Source organism: Marivivens donghaensis, from assembly GCF_030410045.1.
GTDB lineage: Bacteria > Pseudomonadota > Alphaproteobacteria > Rhodobacterales > Rhodobacteraceae > Marivivens > Marivivens donghaensis.
The window spans coordinates 538,160-559,814 of record NZ_JAUFRA010000005.1 but is presented as its reverse complement, the minus strand read 5'-3'; the positions used below and the strand labels follow the sequence as shown (position 1 = coordinate 559,814).

The window sequence follows — 21,655 nt, the reverse complement described above, 5'->3', positions numbered from 1 at the left end:
TCCTGAAACTGCGCGTGTGCTGCAAAAAGAAAACTCCCGACTTTTCAGGCGGGAGTTCACTCTATTTCGGCTTAAAGCGGCGTTAACGCGATTACGCTTTGCGCGCTTCCATGGCGTCGGCGAAACGCTCGAACAGGTAGAAGCTGTCCTGCGGACCCGGCGATGCCTCTGGGTGGTGCTGAACCGAGAACACCGGACGATCAGCCATGCGGATACCGCAGTTCGATCCATCAAACAGCGAGATGTGAGTTTCAACAACACCTTCGGGGAGCGTCTGGCTGTCCACGGTAAAACCGTGGTTCATCGACGTGATTTCGACCTTGCCCGTGTCTTTGTCTTTAACGGGGTGGTTCGCACCGTGGTGGCCGTGGTTCATTTTCACGGTCTTAGCGCCGAGCGCGAGAGCCAGCATTTGGTGCCCGAGACAGATACCAAAGACGGGTAGATCGGTGGTATCCAGAACCTGTTTGATCATCGGAACAGCGTATTCGCCAGTCGCGGCTGGGTCGCCGGGGCCGTTCGAGAGGAACACGCCATCAGGATTGTGCGACAGCACGTCTTCGGCAGTTGCGGTCGCAGGCAGAACGATCACGTCGCAGCCCGCGGAAGCAAGGCAGCGCAGGATGTTACGCTTTGCGCCATAGTCAACGGCAACGACCTTGTGTTTAGGTGCGGTGTTCGGCTGATAGCCATCTGGCCACGCCCAACGCATTTCGTTCCATTTGTAGGACTGTGCGCAGGTCACATCTTTGGCGAGGTCGAGACCGACCAGACCTTTGAACCCACGTGCCGCAGCGACGAGTGCTTCAGCGTCGAAGTTACCTTCGGGATCGTGGGCGAGAGCGACGTGAGGTGCACCTTGCTGACGGATAGCGCGGGTCAGGCGACGGGTATCGATGCCGCCGATACCGATGCGACCTTTTTTGGTGAGCCAAGCGGTCAACTCTTCGGTTGCACGCCAGTTCGACGGCTCGGTCGGGTCCCATTTGACAACCATGCCAGCCGAAACGGGATCGGCTGTTTCGTCGTCTTCTTCGTTGACGCCAGTGTTGCCGATGTGTGGGAAGGTAAAGGTGACGATCTGTCCAGCGTAGGACGGATCGGTCATGATTTCCTGATATCCCGTCATCGCTGTGTTAAAGCAAAGCTCTGCGGTGGTCTGGCCCGTCGCGCCGAACCCCTTACCATAAAACAGAGTGCCATCAGCTAGCGCGAGGCAGGCGGTCGGTTTTTGGGCGGTTCCGTTCGGCATGGCAGCGACTCCTTATGGTCAAATTGCTGCGTTACTAGGCATGAGCCACCATAGGGTCAAGGCCGTAACGTTCCAAGCCTCAGATGAGGTTGTCACGAACGGATAGGACAGGTAAAGCTGCGCGGATGTTATCGCTCGCAAGGGGAACGGGATGGACATGCGTGAACGGATTAACGCAGCACTCAAAGAGGCGATGAAGGCGAAGGACGCAGGACGGCTTTCGACACTTCGTTTGATCAGTGCTGCGATCAAGGACCGCGAAATTGCTGCTCGTGGGGATGGTGAAGAGTCGGTCATCGGTGACGACGAGGTTCTCGCGATCCTTGGTAAAATGGTAAAGCAACGTCAGGAAAGTGCCCGCCAATACGAAGAGGGCGGTCGTCTGGAACTGGCTGAAAAGGAACGCGGCGAGATCAGCGTTATCGAAGATTTCCTGCCGCGTCAGTTGGATGACGCTGAGGTTGACGCAGCGATCACAGCTGCAATGGCCGAAGTTGGCGCGGAATCGATCCGCGACATGGGCAAGGTGATGGGGGCCCTAAAGGCCAAATACACCGGCCAAATGGACTTTGGCGCTGTTGGCCCGATGGTCAAAGCAAAACTGGGATAAAAAATTGGGGGGCGCTGGCCCCCCTTTTTGTTTCTGCTGTCTTACGCGACAGATCGGATCAAACGACCCAAGCGGGCGATGCCTTCGTTGATTTCTGGCGGGCGGGCGCAGGAGAACGACAGGCGGATCGTATTTCCGTTCGACCCATCCGCGAAAAAGGCCCGGCCGGGCACAAATGCGACTCTTTCCGTTTCAAGCGATTGCGCGAGAAGCGTTGCACCGTCGATATGGGCGGGCAGGGTGATCCAAACGAACATGCCGCCTTCGGGACGGGTCCAAGTCACACCCTCAGGCATTTCACGTTCCAGCGCGGCGAGCATGTTGTCGCGACGGCTGGAATAGACTTCGCGCAGCTTGGCGACCTGATCGGCAAAACCATCTTTGGCGACGCGATGAATGGCGATTTGGTTCAGGGTGGAGGAATGCAGGTCTGCTGCCTGTTTGATCAGAACGAGACGCTGAATCACAGGTTTTGCGGCAACGGCCCAACCAACGCGCAGGCCGGGGGCGAGCGTTTTGGAGAAACTGCCACAGTATATAGTGCGCGTGTTTTCAATGCCGCCCGACCGTTGGATATCGAGCGCGAGGATCGGCGGGATCGCCTCGCCATCATACCGCAGACCTTGATAGGCAGCGTCTTCGATCACAGGGATATCGAGCGATTCAGCGAGGTCGAGAAGCGCGTTGCGTGCGCGTTCATCCAATGTGATCCCTGTTGGGTTCGCAAAGTCAGAGCTGGTATAGGCGAATTTCACATCGCCACCCGCTTCTTCAGCGGAGGCTCGGTAATCGGCGGCAGAGCGGTTTGAGGCTGGGTCCAAGCGGTCATAGCAAGGTTCGTAAGCGTTAAACGCCCCAAGCGCGCCCATATAAGTCGGCCAACCCACCAAAGCGGTATCGCCCGGGGATAGGAACAGTTTGCCCAAGTAATCCAAAGCCTGCTGCGACCCTGACGTGATCAGGATGTTTTCAGTGGTGCAGTCGATCCCAATGTCGCGCATCTGGCTCGCGATCCAATCGCGAAGCGGCAGGAAGCCTTCGGAGACGGAGTATTGCAGGGCTTGTTCAGACTGAAGGCCACTAAACAGGTCCGCAAACGCGTCCGCAAAGGCTTCTTTAGGGAAAAGGGCTGGATCAGGAATGCCGCCCGCAAAAGAAATAATGTCAGGCTGGTCCAAAAGTTTGAGCAATTCGCGGATTTCAGACGCCTTCATCCGTGATTGGCGCGTTGCGAAAACCTGTTCCCAGTCCATGATTCCCTCCCGTGGGGTCTGTGATGGGTGAGAATTGATCTGGCCTGTCATTAAGTCAATAGGGCTGACCTAACAGTCCCGTTAGCGCCAAATTTTATGGTGTTTCGTGAAAAATTTCTTTTTGGACATGTAAAATTTGACATGCATCAAAGTATTCAGGGGGTGCGAATGGCATCGTGAACCCACGGCGCGCCTTGACGCTACCTCCCCTGCGGTTGGGGTGCGCCATAATATCTCAACGTATCAGACCTTTCGAATATTGCCGAAAGCGCGTTGAGGCACTAGAACCTCCCCAAAGCTCGGGCGGAGTCTGTGACTCGGTCCGCTCATGATTTGACCAAAAGGGGAGAGCCACATGGCAGATGCAGCCATCCATGGCCATGAACATCACGACGAACGGGGCTTCTTTACCCGTTGGTTCATGTCCACCAACCACAAAGACATCGGGATCATGTACCTGTTCGTATCGGGTATTGTAGGTTTCATCTCGGTCGCCTTTACCGTCTACATGCGTCTCGAGTTGATGCATCCGGGCGTTCAGTACATGTGCCTTGAAGGTGCGCGTTTCATCGCGGACGCTTCTGCGCCCTGTACTCCGAACGGTCACCTCTGGAACGTTATGATCACCTATCACGGTGTTCTGATGATGTTCTTCGTGGTTATTCCGGCTCTGTTCGGTGGCTTCGGTAACTACCTGATGCCGCTGCAAATCGGCGCTCCGGACATGTCGTTCCCACGTATGAACAACCTGTCGTTCTGGATGTATGTTGCTGGTGTTGCGCTGGGCGTTGCGTCCATGCTGTCGCCGGGTGGTAACGGTCAGCTCGGTTCGGGCGTTGGCTGGGTTCTCTACCCGCCACTGTCGACTTCCGAAGGTGGCTACTCCATGGACCTCGCGATCTTTGCGGTTCACGTCTCTGGTGCGTCGTCGATTCTTGGTGCGATCAACATCATCACGACCTTCCTCAACATGCGCGCGCCGGGCATGACCCTGCACAAAGTGCCGCTGTTCGCATGGTCGGTATTCGTGACTGCATGGCTGATCCTTCTGTCGCTGCCTGTTCTGGCTGGCGCAATCACCATGCTCCTGATGGACCGTAACTTTGGTACCTCGTTCTTCCAGCCTGCTGGCGGTGGTGACCCGATCCTGTATCAGCACATCCTGTGGTTCTTTGGCCACCCGGAAGTGTACATCATCATCATCCCGGGCTTTGGTATCATCAGCCACATCATCTCGACCTTCTCGAAAAAGCCGATCTTCGGCTACCTCCCGATGGTCTACGCAATGGTTGCAATCGGTGTTCTGGGCTTCGTTGTTTGGGCACACCACATGTACACCGTTGGTATGTCGCTGAGCCAGCAGTCCTACTTCATGCTCGCAACGATGGTTATCGCTGTTCCGACTGGTGTTAAGATCTTCTCGTGGATCGCGACCATGTGGGGCGGTTCGGTAGAGTTCAAATCGCCGATGCTCTGGGCGTTCGGCTTCTTGTTCCTCTTCACCGTTGGCGGCGTGACCGGCATCGTTCTGTCGCAGGCAGCAGTCGACCGCGCCTACCATGACACTTACTACGTGGTTGCTCACTTCCACTACGTGATGTCGCTGGGCGCTGTGTTCGCGATCTTCGCAGGTATCTACTTCTACCTGCCGAAATTCTCGGGCCGCGCTGCACCGGAATGGGCCGCAAAGCTGCACTTCTGGATGATGTTCATCGGTGCAAACCTGACCTTCTTCCCGCAGCACTTCTTGGGCCGTCAGGGTATGCCGCGTCGTTACATCGAGTACCCAGAAGCATTCGCTCAGTGGAACTACGTATCGTCGATCGGTGCATTCATCGCCTTCGCATCGTTCTGTTTCTTCATCGTCGTTCTTGCGTACACCCTGCTTGCAGGCCGTCGTGAGACCCGTCCGAACCCGTGGGGCGAATTCGCTGACACGCTGGAATGGACCCTGCCATCGCCGCCGCCGGAGCACACCTTCGAGCAGCTGCCGAAGCAGGAAGACTGGGACAAACAGCACGCCCACTAAGATACGCAAAACCCCGGCCTTAGCGCCGGGGTTTTCATTTGTGGGACCGCGACAGGGCGTCCCCTTTACCCATGTCTTTGCCCGCCTATAGTTACGCGCAGAAACAGCTGCAAAACTCACATGCCTTACGAATGGATTGACCCTGTGCCAGAGGCCGACGCGCCCTTGGCTGAACTGCACCTCTGGCCTTATCGAAGCCTGCCGAAAGCGGGGTTCGTCTGGTTTGTCGGGGGGACGGTGTCGTTGCTATCACTACCGCTTTTGGCGGTCATTGGGACGGCGGTTCTGTGGGGGCTGCTGCCGTTTATCTTGCTCGTCACTTGGGCGATGTGGGCCGCGCTCCAGCGTAGTTATCGGGATGGCGAGATATTAGAAGAGTTATTGATCTGGAACGATCACCTCACGCTCACACGCCACAATCCGCGCAAGCCGACCCAGAATTGGGAGGCCAATCCCTATTGGGTGCGTTTAACCCGCCATGCGACTGGCGGTCCTGTGCCAGAATATCTGACGATGAAAGGCCAGTCCGACCGCGAGGTAGAGATAGGGGCGTTCCTCACCGTCAGCGAACGCAAACGGCTCTATTCGGAAATCCGCGAAGCGCTAGATCGCTGCCGTTAACCCGCGCAACGGGGCGTTACCACACGGTCGAACGTCGACATCAACGCAACGTCGACATCTTCCATTGTCACGGGAAGCCCTAGATCAACGAGCGATGTGACCCCATGCTGAGTGATCCCGCAGGGCACGATCCCGCCAAAGTGGCTGAGGTCGGGCTCTACGTTGATCGACAGGCCATGGAAGCTCACCCATTTCTTGAGCCGAACACCAAGGGCCGCGATTTTGTCTTCTCGCACAGATCCATCGGGCAAGAGGGGTTTGTCAGGGCGAGGCACCCAAACACCGACGCGACCATCACGAATTTCGCCGTGCACGTTGAATTCGGCGAGGGCAGCGATGATCCACTGTTCCATATCACGCACAAAGCACCGCACATCGCGCCCGCGTTCACCCACATTGAGCATCACATAGGCCACGCGCTGACCAGGGCCGTGGTAGGTATATTGCCCGCCACGTTTGCTCTCGTAGACTGGAAACCGATCAGGTTCGAGCAGGTCCGCAGGTTTCGCAGAGGTGCCCGCCGTGTAGAGCGGTGGATGTTCGACCAGCCAAATTGCTTCTTCAGCCTCGCCCGCGTGAATGGCTTCGGCGCGCGCCTCCATAAAGGCGACGGCTTCATTATAGTCGGTCAATCCAGTTGAGGTGATCCATTCTACCATGGTTCATGCGGGCAAAAGCCCTGCCTCCTTAATTGCTGGGATATAGGTTCGGCTGACGGGAATATCCGCGCCATGCGACATCGTCAGGATAGCACGGTCGCCCGTTCGTTTTGCCGATGTGACTGCGGCCGTGGCAACCCAATGGGACCGATGCACCTGTAGGCCAGCGGTCTGCCCCACCTCTTTGATCGCATCTGCCAATCGCATCAGAATCATCTCTTCGCCCTTATCGGTTCGGATACGGACATAATGATCCTCGACCGAAATCGCCACCAATGCGCCGCGCTTTTCCATCGGCAGACGCGAGAGGATCGGGGGGAGGCTGGGTGTTACAGCAGGCGCTGTCGATGGTTTGGCGACGAGCTGTAGGATCAGGGTTACGACCGCACCGATAACAAACAAAGACAAGGGCAGGGTATAGGCGTCCTGACCTGACGGCACAAAATTGATAAGCGCCCAGTTCACCGCAAGAACGATCGCCATGATGGTCAGACCATTTGCCACAGCCGCTACGAGAGAGCGGAGAGGCAGGGAAAAGCGGCCTGGCATGGCGGCGCGGCAGTATGCGCTGATACCATAGCCGCCCGCGTAGGTCAGGGCGATCATCACCAGCCAGTAGCCAAGGCGCGGGAGCGCCCGCATCGTCTCTCCTGATCCGAAAGGGGCCACCACGGTGAGGACCACAGCAACGCCCACAATCACAGCCCCCGTAACAGGTTGGCTAAAATGGCGTCGCAATTCACGAAGCGCAGAATGCGATGGCTGTGTGGTCACGGTCGTCTCACGCCTTTTCACGTATCCCGCGTTGAGCGGCTTGGTTGGTTCGGCTTCAACCTAAACAACTCATTCCCAAAGGAGAAGCCAATGTCGTTCGCCCCATTCCTCGCAGCCTCACCCACTATTCAGATACATGCCATCGCCGCCACTCTCGCGCTCGTCCTCGGACCTGTTGCGATTTACCGTGATCGGCGGGACGTGCTGCACAAATGGATCGGCTATATCTGGGTGATTGCGATGCTCTGCACGGCGCTATCTTCCTTTGGAATCCGCGCATATGCGGTCATTGGTCCCTTTAGCCCGATTCACTTGCTGTCATGTCTGGCAATTTGGTCGATTTGGGTGGGGATGCGCTACATTTATCAGGGAAATATTCGCGCCCACCGCAAAACTTTTCAAAGTCTTTATTGGAATGGTGTCCTTGTGGCGGCTTTGTTCAATTTCTTGCCCGGACGCATCGTAAACCGCTTGTTTTTCAACGATGCGCGCGAAATTGGCTGGGTTGTGATCGGCGCTGGAGGGGCATTTTTGGTGGGCCGTATCCTCGTGTCACGACAGTTGTTTGCACGACTGACATGATTTCTTCATTTTTGCTCTTGAGGTGGGTGCGTGGTTGGTCTAGAGACCCCGCACCAAGCCTAGACAGTGCGGTCGTGGCGGAATTGGTAGACGCGCAGCGTTGAGGTCGCTGTGGGGTAACTCCCGTGGAAGTTCGAGTCTTCTCGACCGCACCAACTACTCTCCTGAGATTGTTGATTACATTAAGTAAGCGCCCCTTAAACGGGTGCGTTTTCTGCCGTTACACCGTTCAGCGTTTGTGCGGAGTAACCAATGGCGATTTACACCAAAGTAGGTTTTGGTACCTCGGATTTGATTGGATTTGCGGGGAGCACTTCCACCGTCGGGTCAACAATCCATTTGGACCCGAACTGGTCTGCATCGACCGATGGTTACAACTTCTCCGTCGACGACGCCGATTTGCTGTTGTTGATCGAAACCTCAGATACGCTTTTTGGTGGTGACCGTAATAACGACGAAGTTGGTGACGACGGCTACAAGCAAACACTTACGCTTCGCGATCCTTCGGGGAATGTTGTTGCTAGCGGCAGATCCTACCTAGAAGATGTCTATGTGTTTCGGGCGCCCGATGGCTCCGAAGTTCGGCTTTACACGGTAGAGGTTGGAGGCGTTTGGGTCGGCACTCTTGCTGACAAGCAAATGACGCCAGGTGTGACCTATGAACTGGTCTCGTCCTCCAATACCGACGGTGTCAGCTACAGTACGCTCGTTAGTCAAACCTACGAGTCATCGCAGTTTAACACCATGGTTGGCTCCAACACTTATGGTGACACGCTGTACGGCGGGATCGGCAGTGACACGATCATTGCACAAGGCGGCGATGATACTATTGACGGCGGGTCGGGCGACGATACCATTTATTACGGGGCAGGGAATGACCTCGTTTATGGTGGTGATGGCAACGACGTTATTGACGATGTCAGTGGCACCCAACTGAGCGGTGCCGATACCGTTTATGGTGGTGCAGGGAACGATACAGCTTGGCTCGGTCAAGATGGTGATACGTTCTATGGCGGAACTGGAAACGACACCGTTTACGGCGAAAGCGGGAATGACACGCTTTACGGTGAGGTCGGCGACGACTGGCTTCAAGGCGATGATGGTGATGACATCCTTGCCGGTGGTGATGGAAACGATGTTTTGTTCGGTGGGACGGGTAATGACGTTTTCGTCGTTTCGTCTGGTTTGGATTACGTTGGGGACTTTGACCTCGGCGATAGTGACCTGAATGGGCGCACCAACGATCAGCTTGATGTTAGCAATCTAACGAACGGAAACGGCGACCCGATCCGAACGGTTGATGTAACGGTCGTTGACGACGGATCTGGGAATGCAAAACTCATGTTCCCGAATGGGGAGCAGCTGATCCTATGGGGCATTGCGCCAACTCTCGTCGATACTGGACCCGAGCTGTTCAAGATCGGCATCCCATGTTTCACTGCAGGCACAATGATCTTGACGCCGAAAGGCGAGGTGCCTGTCGAGAACCTCCGCGTTGGTGATATCGTCGTGACCCGAGATAACGGCCCACAGCCGATTGTGTGGTGTGGATCGCGGCATTTGTCATCGGATGAATTAGACGCGTCGCCAGACCTGAGGCCCATCCGACTTGATGCGTCGATATTGGGCGGCGACCGTGGACTACTCGTGTCTCCCCAACATGGAGTATTCACGAAGATCGATGAACGCGGTGGTTCCGATACACTTGTGCGGGCAAAGCACCTCGCTCGGCTCAAGGGCGGGAAGGTTCGGGTGGCTAAGGGTGTGAAAAAGGTGACCTACGTGCATCTCATGTTCGAGAAACACCAGATCATCTACGGCAACGGAATTGCGTCGGAGAGCTTCTATCCTGGACCTTGGGGATTAACCGCGCTTGAGCGTGAGTCGGTGTTTGAGGTGCTACGTTTGTTCCCAGAATTAGGTCGACTCGGAGCCGAAACGGGCTACGGGCAAACTGCGCGACCAGTAGCGAAGTTCCGCGACCTTCCAGAATCTATTAGCGACATGGCTTTGTCGCATCTATGAAGGACAGTCGCTTGACGTTAGGCAAGCTAGAACGAATTTTTCCTGAAGAGCCCCGAAACCAAAGTTTATTTGACTGATGTTTGCGCAAACTAAAGTCATTTGTCGGGAATTTAGGAATGTGATGGGTAAAAACAACCTAACTGGTTGCAATATGGAAAGTGGACGGGAATAGTTCTCCTTACAAACGGGCGGGCAAACCGCTGTAGATATCAGGGAGTGCCGTTTTGGCTTCAAGCGCAACGGACAGCGCGTTCGTAGAATTCGAACGCGTGCAGAAAAGTTATGATGGCGAGACGCTCGTCGTTAAAGATCTCAACCTGAGCATGCCGAAAGGCGAGTTCCTTACCATGCTTGGACCGTCAGGGTCTGGTAAGACCACGTGTCTTATGATGTTGGCAGGGTTTGAAACCGCAACTCACGGTGACATCCGTATCGGCGGCGTCTCGATCAACAATATCCCTCCGCATAAACGTGGTATCGGGATGGTGTTCCAGAACTACGCGCTCTTCCCCCACATGACGGTTGCTGAAAACCTCGCTTTCCCGCTTGAGGTTCGCAAAATCGGCAAGTCGGAGCGTGAAGAGAAAGTGCAGCGCGCGCTCGATATGGTTCAGATGGGCCGTTTTGGTGGCCGTCGTCCGGCCCAGCTCTCGGGTGGTCAGCAGCAGCGTATCGCACTTGCACGTGCTCTCGTGTTCCAGCCGGAACTGGTTCTCATGGACGAACCGCTTGGCGCGTTGGATAAACAGCTCCGCGAACACATGCAGTTCGAAATCACGCGCCTTGCGCACGAACTGGGGATTACGACCGTTTACGTGACCCACGACCAAACCGAAGCGCTGACCATGTCTGACCGCGTTGCCGTGTTCGACGATGGCCGTATTCAGCAGCTTGCGCCGCCGGACCAACTCTATGAATCGCCACAGAACAGCTTTGTTGCGCAATTCATTGGTGAAAATAACACGCTTACTGGCGTCGTTAAGGAAATCGGCAACGGCAAGTGCCTCGTCCAGCTGGATGGCGGCGATTTGATCGACGCAAAGCCAGTTAACGTGAAAAATGTCGGCGATCGCACCAAGGTGTCGATCCGCCCAGAGCGTGTCGAAATCAACAAGGACCGTCTGTCCCCAGATGCCCATACCCTCAAAGCTGAGGTTTTGGAGTTTATCTACATGGGCGACATCTTCCGCACACGCTTGCGCGTTGCTGGTCATGATGATTTCGTTATCAAAACACGTAACGCACCTGATCAGGTGCGTTTGCAGCCCGGCGCGATGATCGACATCGGCTGGTTGCCAGAGGATTGTCACGCACTCGACGCTTGAGTTCGTGATTAATGAATGCGGGAGGCCCCACCCGGGCGGGCCCCTGCAAAATCAAATCACCGGGAAACCACGGGAGAATAGTATGAAACTTACTAAAACACTTCTTGCTACTTCGGCTCTTACCGTTGCTGCTGGCGCTGCATTCGCAGACGCACACATGGCTTCGGATATGACCCTTGTTAGCTGGGGCGGCGCTTACCAAGCATCGCAGACCAAAGCTTACTCGGAGCCCTATATGGCTGCGAACTCTGGCGTAAACATCGTTTGGGACGAATCCTCGGCTGAAGCCGTGGCGAAACTTCGTGCGATGAACGAGTCGGGCAACATCACTTGGGACCTCGTTGACGTAGAAGCTGCTGACGCTATCCGTCTTTGCGACGAAGGTCTGGCGATGGAAATCGACCACGACGCCATGCTCGCTGCTGGCAACGACGGTTCCACCGCGTCCGAAGACTTCGGCGACTCGATCATCTCTGACTGCTTCATCCCGCAGATCGTGTTCTCGACCACTGTTGGCTACCGCGCAGACATGGTTGGCGACAACGCACCAGACTCGATCTGTGCGATCTTCGACACCGAAACCTACCCGGGCAAGCGCGCACTGAACAAGCGCCCGCTGGCAAACATGGAATGGGCTCTGCTCTGTGACGGCGTTGCAAAAGACGACATCTATGACGTTCTCGCAACTCCGGAAGGTCAGGACCAAGCGTTCGCAAAACTCGACACCATCAAAAACGACGTGATCTGGTGGTCGGCTGCTGCTGAAACTCCGCAGCTCCTCGCTGACGGCGAAATCGTAATGGGTTCGACCTACAACGGTCGTCTGTTCTCTGCGATCGCAGAACAGGGCCAGCCGATCGGCATGCTCTGGGACGCTCAGATGCTCGACTTCGACGGTTGGGTAATCCCAGCTGGTCTGCCGGAAGATCGTCTGGCACGCGTTCTGGACTTCGTATCATACGCAACCGACACCCAGCGTCTGGCTGATCAGGCTGCATACATCTCCTACGGTCCGGCTCGTGCATCGTCCGCTCCGCTCGTAGGTAACCACGCTGAGTTGGGTATTCCTATGGCTCCGCACATGCCGACCGATCCGAACAACTCCAAGAACGTCTTTGTCACCCAGTACGACTTCTGGGCTGACTACCGTGACGATCTGGACGCTAAGTTCCAAGCCTGGCTCGCCCAGTAATCGGACCTAGTTTGGCCCTGCTGTCAGGGCCAGACAAAAAAATGCCACGGCCCCAATCGCGGGCCGTGGCCACTCGGGACGGGACCATTTTATGACTGACGCGACCACCGACGCCGGTAAGCTGACGACAGCTGACGGCCAGAGCCTCAAAAAAAGTTTGCACAAAGCACTGCGCCGCCAAAAGGTACGGGCGTTGATGCTTATTGCACCGCTACTTCTCTTTATTCTGTTGAGCTTCATCGCTCCCATCTTCGACATGCTTTTGCGGTCTGTTGAGAACGATATCGTGCCGGATACGATCCCGCGCACAATCGTTGCACTTGAGGATTGGGATGCAACTTCGGACGAAGCGCCGGGCGAAGACGTCTTTGCCGCGTTCTACACCGACTTTGCGATTGCCGAGGAATACAAGAGCCACACTCGTCTGGGTTCGCGCCTGAACTATGAACTGACTGGTATCTCGTCGCTGTTCCGTTCTACTGGCCGCAAGGTTGTTAAGTTTGAAACGGAGTCCTACACCGAACAATTCACCGCGGCCGACGCTGCATATGCTGATCCTGCACATTGGGCTGCATGGATGGCGGATGATGCGGTGCGCGCGGCACTCCCGCAGACGGCCGACGCTTATGACGCGTGGTCTAAGATTGTTGTCGATTTGAACAACGATGTTCCGTCCGAAGAAGTCCCTGCAGATTTCGTTTATACTGGTCTTTACAATGACTTGATGGATGGATCTTCGGTTGCGTCTATGCCGTCGGTCGACGTGACTGCATGGGAGCCTGTGTCCCTTCGTGAGCAGTTCATCGACGCGAATGACGGCTGGGCCGATCCCGCGGTTTGGTCGACGATCAAAACCTATGGCGGTGACTACACCAGCGGTTACTTCCTAAACTCGGTCGATATGCAGCTGTCTGGCGAAGGTGTAACGCAGCGCCCTGAAGACGAGCGTATCTATATCACACTGTTCGTCCGCACGATCATCCTGTCGATCGTCATCACTGGCTCGTGCATCCTGCTCGGCTACCCGATCGCATTCCTTCTGGCAAACCTGCCACTGCGGAGCGCGAACGTCCTGATGATCCTTGTTCTGCTGCCATTCTGGACCTCGCTTCTGGTGCGGACCTCGGCTTGGAAGGTTCTGCTGCAGAACCAAGGCGTGATCAACGATATCCTCGTTTGGCTTCACATTATTGCAGACGACAACCGTCTTGAGCTGATCAACAACGCAACAGGCACCATCATTGCGATGACCCACATCCTGTTGCCGTTCATGATCCTGCCGCTCTATTCGGTGATGAAAACGATCAGCCCGTCCTATGTTCGCGCTGCCAAATCGATGGGTGCGAATGACTGGACTGCCTTCTGGCGCGTCTACTTCCCGAACTCGGTTCCGGGTATTGGCGCTGGTTCGATCCTCGTGTTCATCCTGTCCATCGGCTACTATATCACCCCCGAGCTGGTTGGCGGCACCAAAGGTGTCTTCATCTCGAACCGGATCGCATACCACATCTCCAGCTCTTTGAACTGGGGTCTGGCAGCGGCTCTTGGCTCTATCCTGCTCATCCTCGTGCTTGCGCTCTACTGGCTCTACGACCGTATCGTTGGCATTGATAACGTGAAACTCGGAGGCTGATCACAATGGCACTTCCCGCATATGCAAGCACCGCTCAACGGGTGTGGCACTACAGCTACCGGACGATTTGTGGACTGATCTTTTTCTTCCTGATCGCACCGATCCTCGTGATCATCCCGCTGTCTTTCAACGCGCAGGACTTCTTTACGTTCACGCCTGAAATGCTGCGCCTTGATCCGGCTGGGTATTCGTTGAAGCACTACAACGACTTCTTCAGCAACTCCGACTGGCAGTTGGCGCTTAAGAACTCTCTGCAGATCGCACCGATTGCGACCCTCGTGTCTGTAAGCCTCGGCACGCTAGCTGCTATCGGTCTGTCGCAGAGCCACGTTCCGGGTCGTCGGGCGATTATGGCGGTGATGATTTCGCCAATGATCGTTCCGCTTATCATCTCGGCGACGGGCATGTATTTCTTCTACTCTAACCCTTACATCCCTGTTCCGTTCTACGGCAAAGTTTACCTGCCGTTTACTCTGACAGGCACACGGGCTGGTGTTATCCTTGCTCACGCGGCTCTGGGTATCCCGTTCGTTATCATCACTGTGACTGCGACGCTGGTGGGCTTTGACCGCTCGCTGACCCGCGCCTCTGCGATGATGGGTGCGAACCCCGTGACCACGTTCTTCCGTGTTCAGATGCCGCTCATCTTGCCGGGCGTGATCTCTGGCGCGTTGTTCGCCTTCATCACCTCCTTCGACGAAGTGGTGGTTGTGCTCTTCGTGGGTTCAGCTCAGCAAAAGACGCTGCCGTGGCAGATGTTCATCGGCCTGCGCGAGCAGATCAGCCCGACGATCCTTGCTGTTGCTACGATCCTTGTGGTGCTGTCGATCATGCTGCTGACCACGCTGGAACTGTTGCGTCGTCGATCCGAACGCCTGCGCGGTATGTCACCAGGCTAAGGTTTCGCGGAATTGAATTGAATAGGGCGGCCGCTTGGCCGCCTTTTTTTTATGGGAGAAGGACTAGCCAGAACGAGGCCGTCAGTATCGACACCGCCGTTCCCAGAAGAACCGCTGATGCAGCCACCCGCCGCGCTTGGCCATACATGTTGGCAAAGAGAAAAGCGTTGACCCCGGGTGCCATCGCAGAGGTCACGACGGCAGAGCGGAATGACGAAAGCGGCAGCCCCAGCATCTTGCCCATGCCCCAAACGACGAGAGGGTGCACGATAAGCGACACGGTGATGATAAAGCCCACTGTGGGAAGGTCGCCGTCTGGACGATAGCGGAACAAGATGCCGCCCAAACCAAACAGAGCCGTCGGAAGCGCCGCGCGAACCATGAGGTCGATTGCTTCGGTCAGGGCAGACGGGAGCGTAAAGCCAGACAGGTTCACGATCACACCGCAAATGATCCCGATAATCAGCATGTTGCGGAACATCGCGCGGAGCACCTTTGCGGGGAGTTGCGCGATAGACCCGCCGCGATTTTTGACGATCTCCATCGCAGTAATGCCAACGGCGTAGCAGAACGGAGAGTGGATCGCGATAATCGCAAAGTTAGCCGATAGGGCATCGACCCCATAAGCACGCTCTGTGATCGGCAGGCCCAGCAGGAGCGAGTTCGAAAACAGACCGACGAAACCAATCGCAATGGCTTCTTCCCATGTGCGGTGGAAAATGAACCGCGCACCGAGGATACCCACGCCAAAACCCGTCAGCGCCCCCACATAGAACGACGCCCAGAGCGCGGCATCAAACGACCCTGCTAGGTCAAGGTTCATCATCGACCTGAACAACAGCATGGGGATGGCAAACCCTTGGGCAAAGGTCATGAGCGCGTCCACGGCCTCGGCCTTGAACCAACCGCGCCACGCGGCGCCATAGCCAAAGGCAATGACGATAAAGACAGGTAAAACCACCTGTATCAAAGCAGACATGAGGAAGCCTTCCGAGACGGAAAAGTTAGATGTCGAACGACAATGTCATGCCGTCATAAGCGGGCATGATATGCTCTGGCGTTTCAGCAGCAACCGTTTCGTAATCAAGGTCGACATGCATGTTCGTCAAAACGGCCTGTTTGGGCGCGACCCGTTCAATCCACTGGAGCGTTTGTTCCAGATGGGAATGGGTCGGGTGAGGCGTGCGACGCAGAGCGTCAACAATCCAGCAGTCGAGGTCATTCAGATGGTCCCAAGCCTCGTCATAGAGGTAGGCAACATCGGGCAGATAGGCGACGCCGTTGATCCGAAAACCCAGCGCGTCGATAGAGCCGTGGTTGACCCTGAACGGGGTCAGCGTGACATCACCGCCCGCGCCCGAAACTGTCACGGGGCCATCGATCATGTTTAACTCACAGATCGGCGGGTAGGGCGATCCTTTGGGCTGAACAAAGGCGTAGCCAAAACGCGACAGAAGGCTCTCTGACGTGTCGCCATCGGCCCAGACCTGCAACCTCTTGCCCGTGTTGAAGACGATCTGGCGCACGTCATCGAGGCCATGCATGTGGTCGGCGTGCGCATGGGTAAAGACCACGCCGTCAAGCTCTCCAACACCCGCATCGACAAGCTGGTCTTTCATATCGGGGCCAGTGTCGATCAACACGCGGGTCGCATTGTCGCCGTCCCAGCGGGTGACAATGATCGAACAGCGACGGCGGCGGTTCTTGGGATTGGTGGGGTCACAATCGCCCCAGATGCCGCCAATGCGCGGCACACCGCCAGACGATCCACAGCCGAGAATTGTAACCTCAAGCCGAGCCATCAGAGTTTCGCCTTTGTGAACAGGCGATCAAAGTTCGCGGTCGTCGCTTGGGCGAAGTCCTCATAGGAAACGCCGAACACGTCCGCGCCGACTTGCGCCGTGTGGATCGTATAACCTGGTTCGTTGCGTTTGCCGCGGAATGGTTTCGGCGCGAGGTAAGGGCTGTCCGTTTCCACCAAAATTCGATCGAGCGGGGCGGATGCAAAGATGTCCCTGACCTCTTGGGATTTGGGGAAGGTCGCGATGCCAGACATCGAGAGATAGAACCCCATATCCAGCGCAGCGCGGGCCAGTTCTGGACCAGAGCTAAAGCAATGCATAACGCAGGTGTAGGCGCCGTTATCCATACCTTCACGCAGGATTTGCGCCATATCCTTGTCTGCATTGCGGGCGTGGATGATCAGCGGCAAACCTGTTTCGCGGGCGGCGTCAATGTGGATGCGTAGCGACTGTTTTTGTAGTTCTGCACTGTCGGGCGTGTAGTGGTAGTCCAGACCTGTTTCGCCAATACCGACCATCTTTGGATGTGAAGCATAGCCAACCAGTTGATCGACCGTGACGAGAGGCTGTGCCTCAACGCTCATCGGGTGAATACCCACGGCATAAAAGACCTCGGGATGGGCCTCTGCAATGGCGCGCACCTTGGGTTCGTTGTGCAGTTTTGTGCAGATCGTCACCATGCGTGTCACGCCAGCCTCAATCGCGCGGGCGATCGCGTCATCGCGTTCCTCGTCGAAATCGGGGAAGTCGAGGTGGCAGTGGCTATCAACGATTTGGGCTTTGGGGGACATATCTGCCTCAGTCTGCGGCCACGGAGCGGGCCGTTTCTTCGATCCTGAAAACCATATCAAGGATGAGCGCGGCAGGGTCAAGGTTCACCGCCCGACCGCGGCGCACCTTGAGCGACAGTTCCTGCTGTAGTTCCGCCCATCGACGCGCAGCAAGGTCATGCGGCGCGATCCGTGCCAAGAGGCGTGCTTCGCCCATCGCTCCTTGGGTGCTGGGTTCACCGACGAGGCCTGTCCGCGCCGCACGGGCAAGGAAGAGATCGATCAAGTCGAGCGCCATCGGGAACCGCGCCTCGGCCCCTTTACCGGCGCAGCTTTCCGCGAGCTTTAATGCGGCAGCGCGATCAACGTTCGGCAGTTTGTCGAACATATGCACCAGATCGTGATACATCTGCAGCCCGTCGTGGTTCATCAAACGGATCGCTTCGCCAACAGAGCCGCCTGACAAGGTGGCGAGCGCTTCTGTTTCGTCCACGTGAACGTCGGCCTGAGCCAAGGCTTGCGCGACGTCGGCAGGGGACAAGGGCTTGCACCGCAGTTCCCGGCAACGCGACCGAATTGTCGGCAACAGCCGCGAAGGCTGGTGGGCGAGCAGCAGGAGCGTTGTGCGTGCTGGCGGCTCTTCGAGTTCTTTGAGGATCGAGTTTGCAGCCGTGACGTTCATCTCATCGGCCACGTCCACGATCACCACGCGGCGACCCCCGTCAGCGGCGGACATGTGAAAGAACTTTTTCAGATCCCGCACGGGGTCAGCGGTGATTTCAGTGCGCAACTTGCCTGTCTTTTCATCCACTGGACGCCGCACGATCGAAAGCCGCGGATGGCTGCCTGCACGGATCAGCGCCATGTCAGGATGATCGGAACTGATCGACAGCGATGTCGGGGCAGGGGGCGCGTCACCAAAGAGGCCACCGTCGGCGGGTTGTTCGGTGAGCAAAAACGCAGCGATTTTGTAGGCGAGGGTCGCTTTGCCGATGCCTTTGGGCCCTGTGATCAGCCACCCCGAATGGAGGCGACCAGAGTTATAGGCTTCTAGGAACGCGGCTTCTGCTTGCTCTTGACCGAACAGGGTTTCGGTTTCACGCGGGTGGGGTGCACCCTCGATCCGATCTGGTTCGGGGAGGTCATCGCTCATGCGCGATCCTCAAAAATGGCGAGGACTTCTGCAGCGACTTCATCTGCTGTGCGATTGCCTTCGACTACGACACAGCGGTCAGAGTGCGCACGTGCAATCGAAAGGAACCCGTGACGAACGGTTTCTTGGAACGAGAGGCCGAAATCCTCAAAACGGGCCTCTGCATCGGGGCGAGCCAATCCGCGAGCCAATGCAATTGCAGGATCCATATCGATGATAAAGGTGAGGTCAGGCTCTTGGCCGATCATCAAATCGTGCAGCTGATCGACTTTCGCCCGCAGATCGCCACGGGTCGCGCCCTGATAAATACGGGTGCTGTCCGCGAAGCGGTCACAGACAACAATCTTTCCCGCCTCAAGTGCGGGGCGAATGGTCTTTTCCAAATGATCACGGCGAGCCGCAGTGAACAGCAAGATTTCCGTTTCAGGGGACCAGCGATCGGTGTCGCCTGTCAGGATAAGCTGACGGATTTCTTCGGCGCCGACGCTGCCGCCAGGTTCACGCGTGTGGATCACATCGTGGCCCTTGGCACGCAGCCGTTCAGCCAACATCTTGGCCTGAGTAGATTTGCCGGACCCGTCGATCCCTTCAAAGGTAATGAGTTGTCCGCGGGTCATTATCGCCTCAGGCATTTTCGTCTGTTGTTGCCGTATCGGCGTTGCTCATGACTTTGTCCAACAGAACCATCACGGCGGTGCGCATACGGATCGCAAATCCACCGACAGGAATGTCAGCTTCAGCGACGAGCGGGATGCGACGCTCTGGAAGATCATCAAAGCGAATGATTAACTCGCCCAAGGCTTGGCCAGCGGCAATCGGCGCCTCAATCGGGGCGTTGAAAACAACTTCACCGTCGATGCTATCCCCGCTCAGGATTGGCACAAGCATAGACACGTCCTCGGCAACGGTAAGTCCGACAGTCGGGGCTTGCCCCATCCATACGCTGGCTTCTGCGACGCGGGTGCCTGTTTCGATCACATTTTTCTCGGCAAATTGACGAAAGGACCAGTTCAGGATGCGCTGCCCCTCTTCGGCGCGAGCGGCTGCACTGTCGAGCCCAGTGACCACGAAAACAACGCGACGGTCACCCTGTTTTGCAGAACCAACGAGGCCATAGCCTGCTTCTTGGGTGTGGCCAGTTTTCATCCCATCGGCACCAAGGCCAAGGCCAAGGATCGGGTTGCGGTTCTGGCTGTTCGACGGAACGCGACCGTCAAAGAGGAACTCTTCCTCTGCGAAAATCGGGTAGTATGTTGGGAAATCGGTGATCAGGCGTTGAGCGAGGATACCAAGATCGCGCACAGACATACGCTGGTTCGGGTCAGGCCAGCCGTTCGAGTTGGCGAAGGTGGAATGCATCATTCCCAGATCTTGGGCGCGCGAAGTCATCATGCGGGCAAAGCCAGCTTCGGTACCATCGGGCGACAGGTTTTCCGCCAGAACTGCGCTCGCGTCGTTGCCCGACAGGACAATCACGCCGCGGATCAGATCTTCGACGCGGACACGTTCACCGCTGCGCAGGAACATCGACGACCCTTGGTAGCTCATCGCGTGTTCAGACACGAGCAGTTCGTCGTCGGGCGACAGTCGTCCGTCTGCTATGGCCTCAAACGCGAGGTAAAGTGTCATCAGCTTCGACATTGACGCCGGAGGCAGTGGCGTATCCGCATTCTTTTCCAATAGGACCGTGCCTGTCGTCATGTCATAGACATAGGCGGCGCGGGCATTGGTTTCGAACGATTGCGCGGCGGCAAACGTTGCGGTCAGGGCCAGAAGGCATGCTGTCAAAAGGCGGATGATCATCTTAAAGCAATCCGTTTCGTTTAATTGGTCACAGCGTAGGCGTCAGCGTATCCAAGGCCTTTTACGCGCGAAAGAAGATCAGAACGTTCAGCCGAGCTTTGCGCAGGGCCAACAACGACCCGCCAGAATGGGCGGCCTTGGCTTTCTTGGGCAAGAATGGTCGTAGTGATGCCATTCCCATTCAAAATCTCAGCCGTGCGGTCCGCGTTCGATTGGATCGAGAAGATACCGATCTGAATATAGGGTTTCGTCAGGGCCGATGTCGCGACCGCTGCTTGCGGCGCAGGAGCGGCTGTCGCCACTTGTTCCGCTTCAGCCGCAGAGATCGCCGCCTCAGCATTCGCAATCGGGTCGAGCGACGTGGTCTGAACCGCTTCGCCCGCAATCGCCGTTTCATCGAAGTTCGAAATTGGGGCAGGGGCCTCAACTGGGGCTTCTTCGCGGCGAAGCGCGGTCACTTGCAGTGACGCAGGTGCGCCAGCCAGCATACCCAATGCCGCAGCCGTGTCAGAGGACACTTGCAACGCAGGACCAGGCTGTTCGCGTTCACGGCGGAACAGGGCGCCAATCACGAATTTTCCGTTTTCTGTGTTGCGAATAATCACGCGCTCTGGGTCAACGACATCAGGATGCGCCACCCAGACACCGCCCAGCGACGGACGCCCGTCCCATAGGCCGTTATCGGTGACTTGGAACACTTCGGGGGCTTCAACGTCGCGCTCTACCAGCTGCACGCTTGGGCTTGCTTGCTCGGTCGAGGCCGCGCCGCCCAACTGTGGGAATTGGAATTGGCCGTCGCTGTCACAGCCTGTCAGAACGGTCGTTGCAAGAAGGCCTGCCACAACCCACGATATTTTGCCCGACATTATGTTGCCCCTATCATTATGCGGAGTTGCCGCTGCACCTGTTTTAGTGCGTTCTGCTCTCGTCGCGAACACCATAGCGTTGCGCCACCACGTTTTAAAGCCTTCAGCGCCAAAGGTCGGCGGTTTTCCGAACATTGGTTTTTAGCTTCCAGAATCAAAAGCATGCCGTTAGTCACCGCAGGCGCAGGAAGTGTGGCCGAGTGGTTTAAGGCTCTAGTCTTGAAAACTAGCGTGCGGGGAACCGTACCGTGGGTTCGAATCCCACCGCTTCCGCCAACCACCCCCTAAATTCCAATCTCTGGCGGTTTTACGCTGTATTCTTACGGTTTTTCCGTGGGTTATGTTGGGCATTTCTGTTGAGAGACGCCCGTGGTCCGCCAACATGCCTGTTCTTCCGCAGAAGTCTC

20 protein-coding genes and 2 tRNA genes are annotated in these 21,655 nt (G+C 56.6%); 11 read left to right on the top strand and 11 right to left on the bottom strand.

The window, feature by feature from the left end:
- Window positions 1-91 precede the first annotated feature (91 nt).
- Complete coding sequence (gene carA / locus QWY83_RS08395; protein ID WP_105234541.1) at window positions 92-1,252, bottom strand: glutamine-hydrolyzing carbamoyl-phosphate synthase small subunit; 1,161 nt, start codon at window positions 1,250-1,252, stop codon at window positions 92-94.
- Window positions 1,253-1,403: 151 nt separating this feature from the next.
- Between carA and QWY83_RS08390 the strand changes: the two genes are divergently transcribed.
- Window positions 1,404-1,862: a GatB/YqeY domain-containing protein gene (locus QWY83_RS08390; RefSeq protein ID WP_249944330.1), complete on the top strand. Its 459-nt coding sequence runs from the start codon at window positions 1,404-1,406 to the stop codon at window positions 1,860-1,862.
- Window positions 1,863-1,903: 41 nt separating this feature from the next.
- On the opposite strand, the gene QWY83_RS08385 is transcribed toward QWY83_RS08390, so the two are convergent.
- Window positions 1,904-3,115, bottom strand: coding sequence for an aminotransferase-like domain-containing protein (locus QWY83_RS08385; RefSeq protein WP_249945309.1), 1,212 nt, complete (start codon window positions 3,113-3,115; stop codon window positions 1,904-1,906).
- 355 nt (window positions 3,116-3,470) lie between these two features.
- Between QWY83_RS08385 and ctaD the strand changes: the two genes are divergently transcribed.
- Together ctaD and QWY83_RS08375 are read left to right on the top strand one after the other, a co-directional pair.
- On the top strand, window positions 3,471-5,144 hold the full coding sequence (gene ctaD / locus QWY83_RS08380; RefSeq protein ID WP_067550981.1) for a cytochrome c oxidase subunit I: 1,674 nt from the start codon (window positions 3,471-3,473) through the stop codon (window positions 5,142-5,144).
- A gap of 120 nt (window positions 5,145-5,264) precedes the next feature.
- Entirely contained in the window at window positions 5,265-5,765 is a 501-nt protein-coding gene (locus QWY83_RS08375) for a DUF2244 domain-containing protein (protein WP_249945310.1), read from the top strand.
- Here QWY83_RS08375 and lipB read toward each other — a convergent pair.
- Entirely contained in the window at window positions 5,762-6,424 is a 663-nt protein-coding gene (gene lipB, locus QWY83_RS08370; protein ID WP_105234545.1) for a lipoyl(octanoyl) transferase LipB, read from the bottom strand. The two genes, QWY83_RS08375 and lipB, sit on opposite strands and share 4 nt — an antisense overlap.
- A gap of 3 nt (window positions 6,425-6,427) precedes the next feature.
- The gene (locus QWY83_RS08365) at window positions 6,428-7,198 is read right to left on the bottom strand and encodes a LytTR family DNA-binding domain-containing protein (RefSeq protein WP_249945311.1); all 771 of its coding nucleotides are present in this window, start codon (window positions 7,196-7,198) and stop codon (window positions 6,428-6,430) included.
- A gap of 90 nt (window positions 7,199-7,288) precedes the next feature.
- Between QWY83_RS08365 and QWY83_RS08360 the strand changes: the two genes are divergently transcribed.
- From QWY83_RS08360 to QWY83_RS08330, 7 genes are all read left to right on the top strand, one after another.
- A complete protein-coding gene (locus QWY83_RS08360; RefSeq protein ID WP_105234547.1) occupies window positions 7,289-7,780 on the top strand; it encodes a DUF2306 domain-containing protein in 492 nt (163 codons plus the stop codon).
- Between the two features lie 68 nt (window positions 7,781-7,848).
- Window positions 7,849-7,935, top strand: a tRNA-Leu gene (locus QWY83_RS08355).
- Window positions 7,936-8,032: 97 nt separating this feature from the next.
- A complete protein-coding gene (locus QWY83_RS08350; RefSeq protein WP_249945312.1) occupies window positions 8,033-9,805 on the top strand; it encodes a Hint domain-containing protein in 1,773 nt (590 codons plus the stop codon).
- Between the two features lie 224 nt (window positions 9,806-10,029).
- Window positions 10,030-11,130 carry an ABC transporter ATP-binding protein gene (locus tag QWY83_RS08345; protein ID WP_105234549.1) on the top strand — a complete coding sequence of 367 codons (1,101 nt, stop codon included), beginning with the start codon at window positions 10,030-10,032 and terminating at the stop codon, window positions 11,128-11,130.
- A gap of 82 nt (window positions 11,131-11,212) precedes the next feature.
- Window positions 11,213-12,322: an extracellular solute-binding protein gene (locus QWY83_RS08340; protein ID WP_249945313.1), complete on the top strand. Its 1,110-nt coding sequence runs from the start codon at window positions 11,213-11,215 to the stop codon at window positions 12,320-12,322.
- Window positions 12,323-12,413: 91 nt separating this feature from the next.
- Window positions 12,414-13,955, top strand: coding sequence for an ABC transporter permease (locus QWY83_RS08335; RefSeq protein WP_249945314.1), 1,542 nt, complete (start codon window positions 12,414-12,416; stop codon window positions 13,953-13,955).
- A gap of 5 nt (window positions 13,956-13,960) precedes the next feature.
- On the top strand, window positions 13,961-14,854 hold the full coding sequence (locus tag QWY83_RS08330) for an ABC transporter permease (RefSeq protein ID WP_067550953.1): 894 nt from the start codon (window positions 13,961-13,963) through the stop codon (window positions 14,852-14,854).
- Window positions 14,855-14,903: 49 nt separating this feature from the next.
- On the opposite strand, the gene QWY83_RS08325 is transcribed toward QWY83_RS08330, so the two are convergent.
- The 7 genes from QWY83_RS08325 to QWY83_RS08295 are packed head-to-tail and all read right to left on the bottom strand — an operon-like array spanning window position 14,904 to window position 21,248.
- On the bottom strand, window positions 14,904-15,833 hold the full coding sequence (locus QWY83_RS08325; protein WP_249945315.1) for an AEC family transporter: 930 nt from the start codon (window positions 15,831-15,833) through the stop codon (window positions 14,904-14,906).
- 25 nt (window positions 15,834-15,858) lie between these two features.
- Window positions 15,859-16,656, bottom strand: a complete 798-nt coding sequence (locus QWY83_RS08320) for an MBL fold metallo-hydrolase (protein ID WP_249945316.1) — start codon at window positions 16,654-16,656, stop codon at window positions 15,859-15,861.
- Window positions 16,656-17,447 carry a TatD family hydrolase gene (locus QWY83_RS08315; protein WP_249945317.1) on the bottom strand — a complete coding sequence of 264 codons (792 nt, stop codon included), beginning with the start codon at window positions 17,445-17,447 and terminating at the stop codon, window positions 16,656-16,658. Before QWY83_RS08315 ends, QWY83_RS08320 begins: the two co-directional genes overlap by 1 nt.
- A gap of 7 nt (window positions 17,448-17,454) precedes the next feature.
- Window positions 17,455-18,579 carry a DNA polymerase III subunit delta' gene (locus QWY83_RS08310; protein WP_249945318.1) on the bottom strand — a complete coding sequence of 375 codons (1,125 nt, stop codon included), beginning with the start codon at window positions 18,577-18,579 and terminating at the stop codon, window positions 17,455-17,457.
- Entirely contained in the window at window positions 18,576-19,196 is a 621-nt protein-coding gene (tmk, locus tag QWY83_RS08305) for a dTMP kinase (protein ID WP_105236301.1), read from the bottom strand. Before tmk ends, QWY83_RS08310 begins: the two co-directional genes overlap by 4 nt.
- Before the next feature lie 7 nt (window positions 19,197-19,203).
- A complete protein-coding gene (locus tag QWY83_RS08300) occupies window positions 19,204-20,382 on the bottom strand; it encodes a D-alanyl-D-alanine carboxypeptidase family protein (RefSeq protein WP_249945319.1) in 1,179 nt (392 codons plus the stop codon).
- Window positions 20,383-20,402: 20 nt separating this feature from the next.
- Complete coding sequence (locus tag QWY83_RS08295) at window positions 20,403-21,248, bottom strand: SPOR domain-containing protein (RefSeq protein WP_249945739.1); 846 nt, start codon at window positions 21,246-21,248, stop codon at window positions 20,403-20,405.
- Window positions 21,249-21,434: 186 nt separating this feature from the next.
- On the opposite strand from QWY83_RS08295, the gene QWY83_RS08290 reads away from it, so the two are divergent.
- Window positions 21,435-21,524, top strand: a tRNA-Ser gene (locus QWY83_RS08290).
- The last annotated feature ends 131 nt before the right edge of the window (window positions 21,525-21,655 follow it).

Excerpts from the sequence above, each read along its gene's own strand:
- carA (WP_105234541.1), bottom strand. The coding sequence starts at position 1,252 with ATGCCGAACGGAACCGCCCAAAAACCGACCGCCTGCCTCGCGCTAGCT.
- QWY83_RS08390 (WP_249944330.1), top strand. The coding sequence starts at position 1,404 with ATGGACATGCGTGAACGGATTAACGCAGCACTCAAAGAGGCGATGAAG.
- QWY83_RS08385 (WP_249945309.1), bottom strand. The coding sequence starts at position 3,115 with ATGGACTGGGAACAGGTTTTCGCAACGCGCCAATCACGGATGAAGGCG.
- ctaD (WP_067550981.1), top strand. The coding sequence starts at position 3,471 with ATGGCAGATGCAGCCATCCATGGCCATGAACATCACGACGAACGGGGC.
- QWY83_RS08375 (WP_249945310.1), top strand. The coding sequence starts at position 5,265 with ATGCCTTACGAATGGATTGACCCTGTGCCAGAGGCCGACGCGCCCTTG.
- lipB (WP_105234545.1), bottom strand. The coding sequence starts at position 6,424 with ATGGTAGAATGGATCACCTCAACTGGATTGACCGACTATAATGAAGCC.
- QWY83_RS08360 (WP_105234547.1), top strand. The coding sequence starts at position 7,289 with ATGTCGTTCGCCCCATTCCTCGCAGCCTCACCCACTATTCAGATACAT.
- QWY83_RS08350 (WP_249945312.1), top strand. The coding sequence starts at position 8,033 with ATGGCGATTTACACCAAAGTAGGTTTTGGTACCTCGGATTTGATTGGA.
- QWY83_RS08340 (WP_249945313.1), top strand. The coding sequence starts at position 11,213 with ATGAAACTTACTAAAACACTTCTTGCTACTTCGGCTCTTACCGTTGCT.
- QWY83_RS08335 (WP_249945314.1), top strand. The coding sequence starts at position 12,414 with ATGACTGACGCGACCACCGACGCCGGTAAGCTGACGACAGCTGACGGC.
- QWY83_RS08330 (WP_067550953.1), top strand. The coding sequence starts at position 13,961 with ATGGCACTTCCCGCATATGCAAGCACCGCTCAACGGGTGTGGCACTAC.
- QWY83_RS08325 (WP_249945315.1), bottom strand. The coding sequence starts at position 15,833 with ATGTCTGCTTTGATACAGGTGGTTTTACCTGTCTTTATCGTCATTGCC.
- QWY83_RS08320 (WP_249945316.1), bottom strand. The coding sequence starts at position 16,656 with ATGGCTCGGCTTGAGGTTACAATTCTCGGCTGTGGATCGTCTGGCGGT.
- QWY83_RS08315 (WP_249945317.1), bottom strand. The coding sequence starts at position 17,447 with ATGTCCCCCAAAGCCCAAATCGTTGATAGCCACTGCCACCTCGACTTC.
- QWY83_RS08310 (WP_249945318.1), bottom strand. The coding sequence starts at position 18,579 with ATGAGCGATGACCTCCCCGAACCAGATCGGATCGAGGGTGCACCCCAC.
- tmk (WP_105236301.1), bottom strand. The coding sequence starts at position 19,196 with ATGACCCGCGGACAACTCATTACCTTTGAAGGGATCGACGGGTCCGGC.
- QWY83_RS08300 (WP_249945319.1), bottom strand. The coding sequence starts at position 20,382 with ATGATCATCCGCCTTTTGACAGCATGCCTTCTGGCCCTGACCGCAACG.
- QWY83_RS08295 (WP_249945739.1), bottom strand. The coding sequence starts at position 21,248 with ATGTCGGGCAAAATATCGTGGGTTGTGGCAGGCCTTCTTGCAACGACC.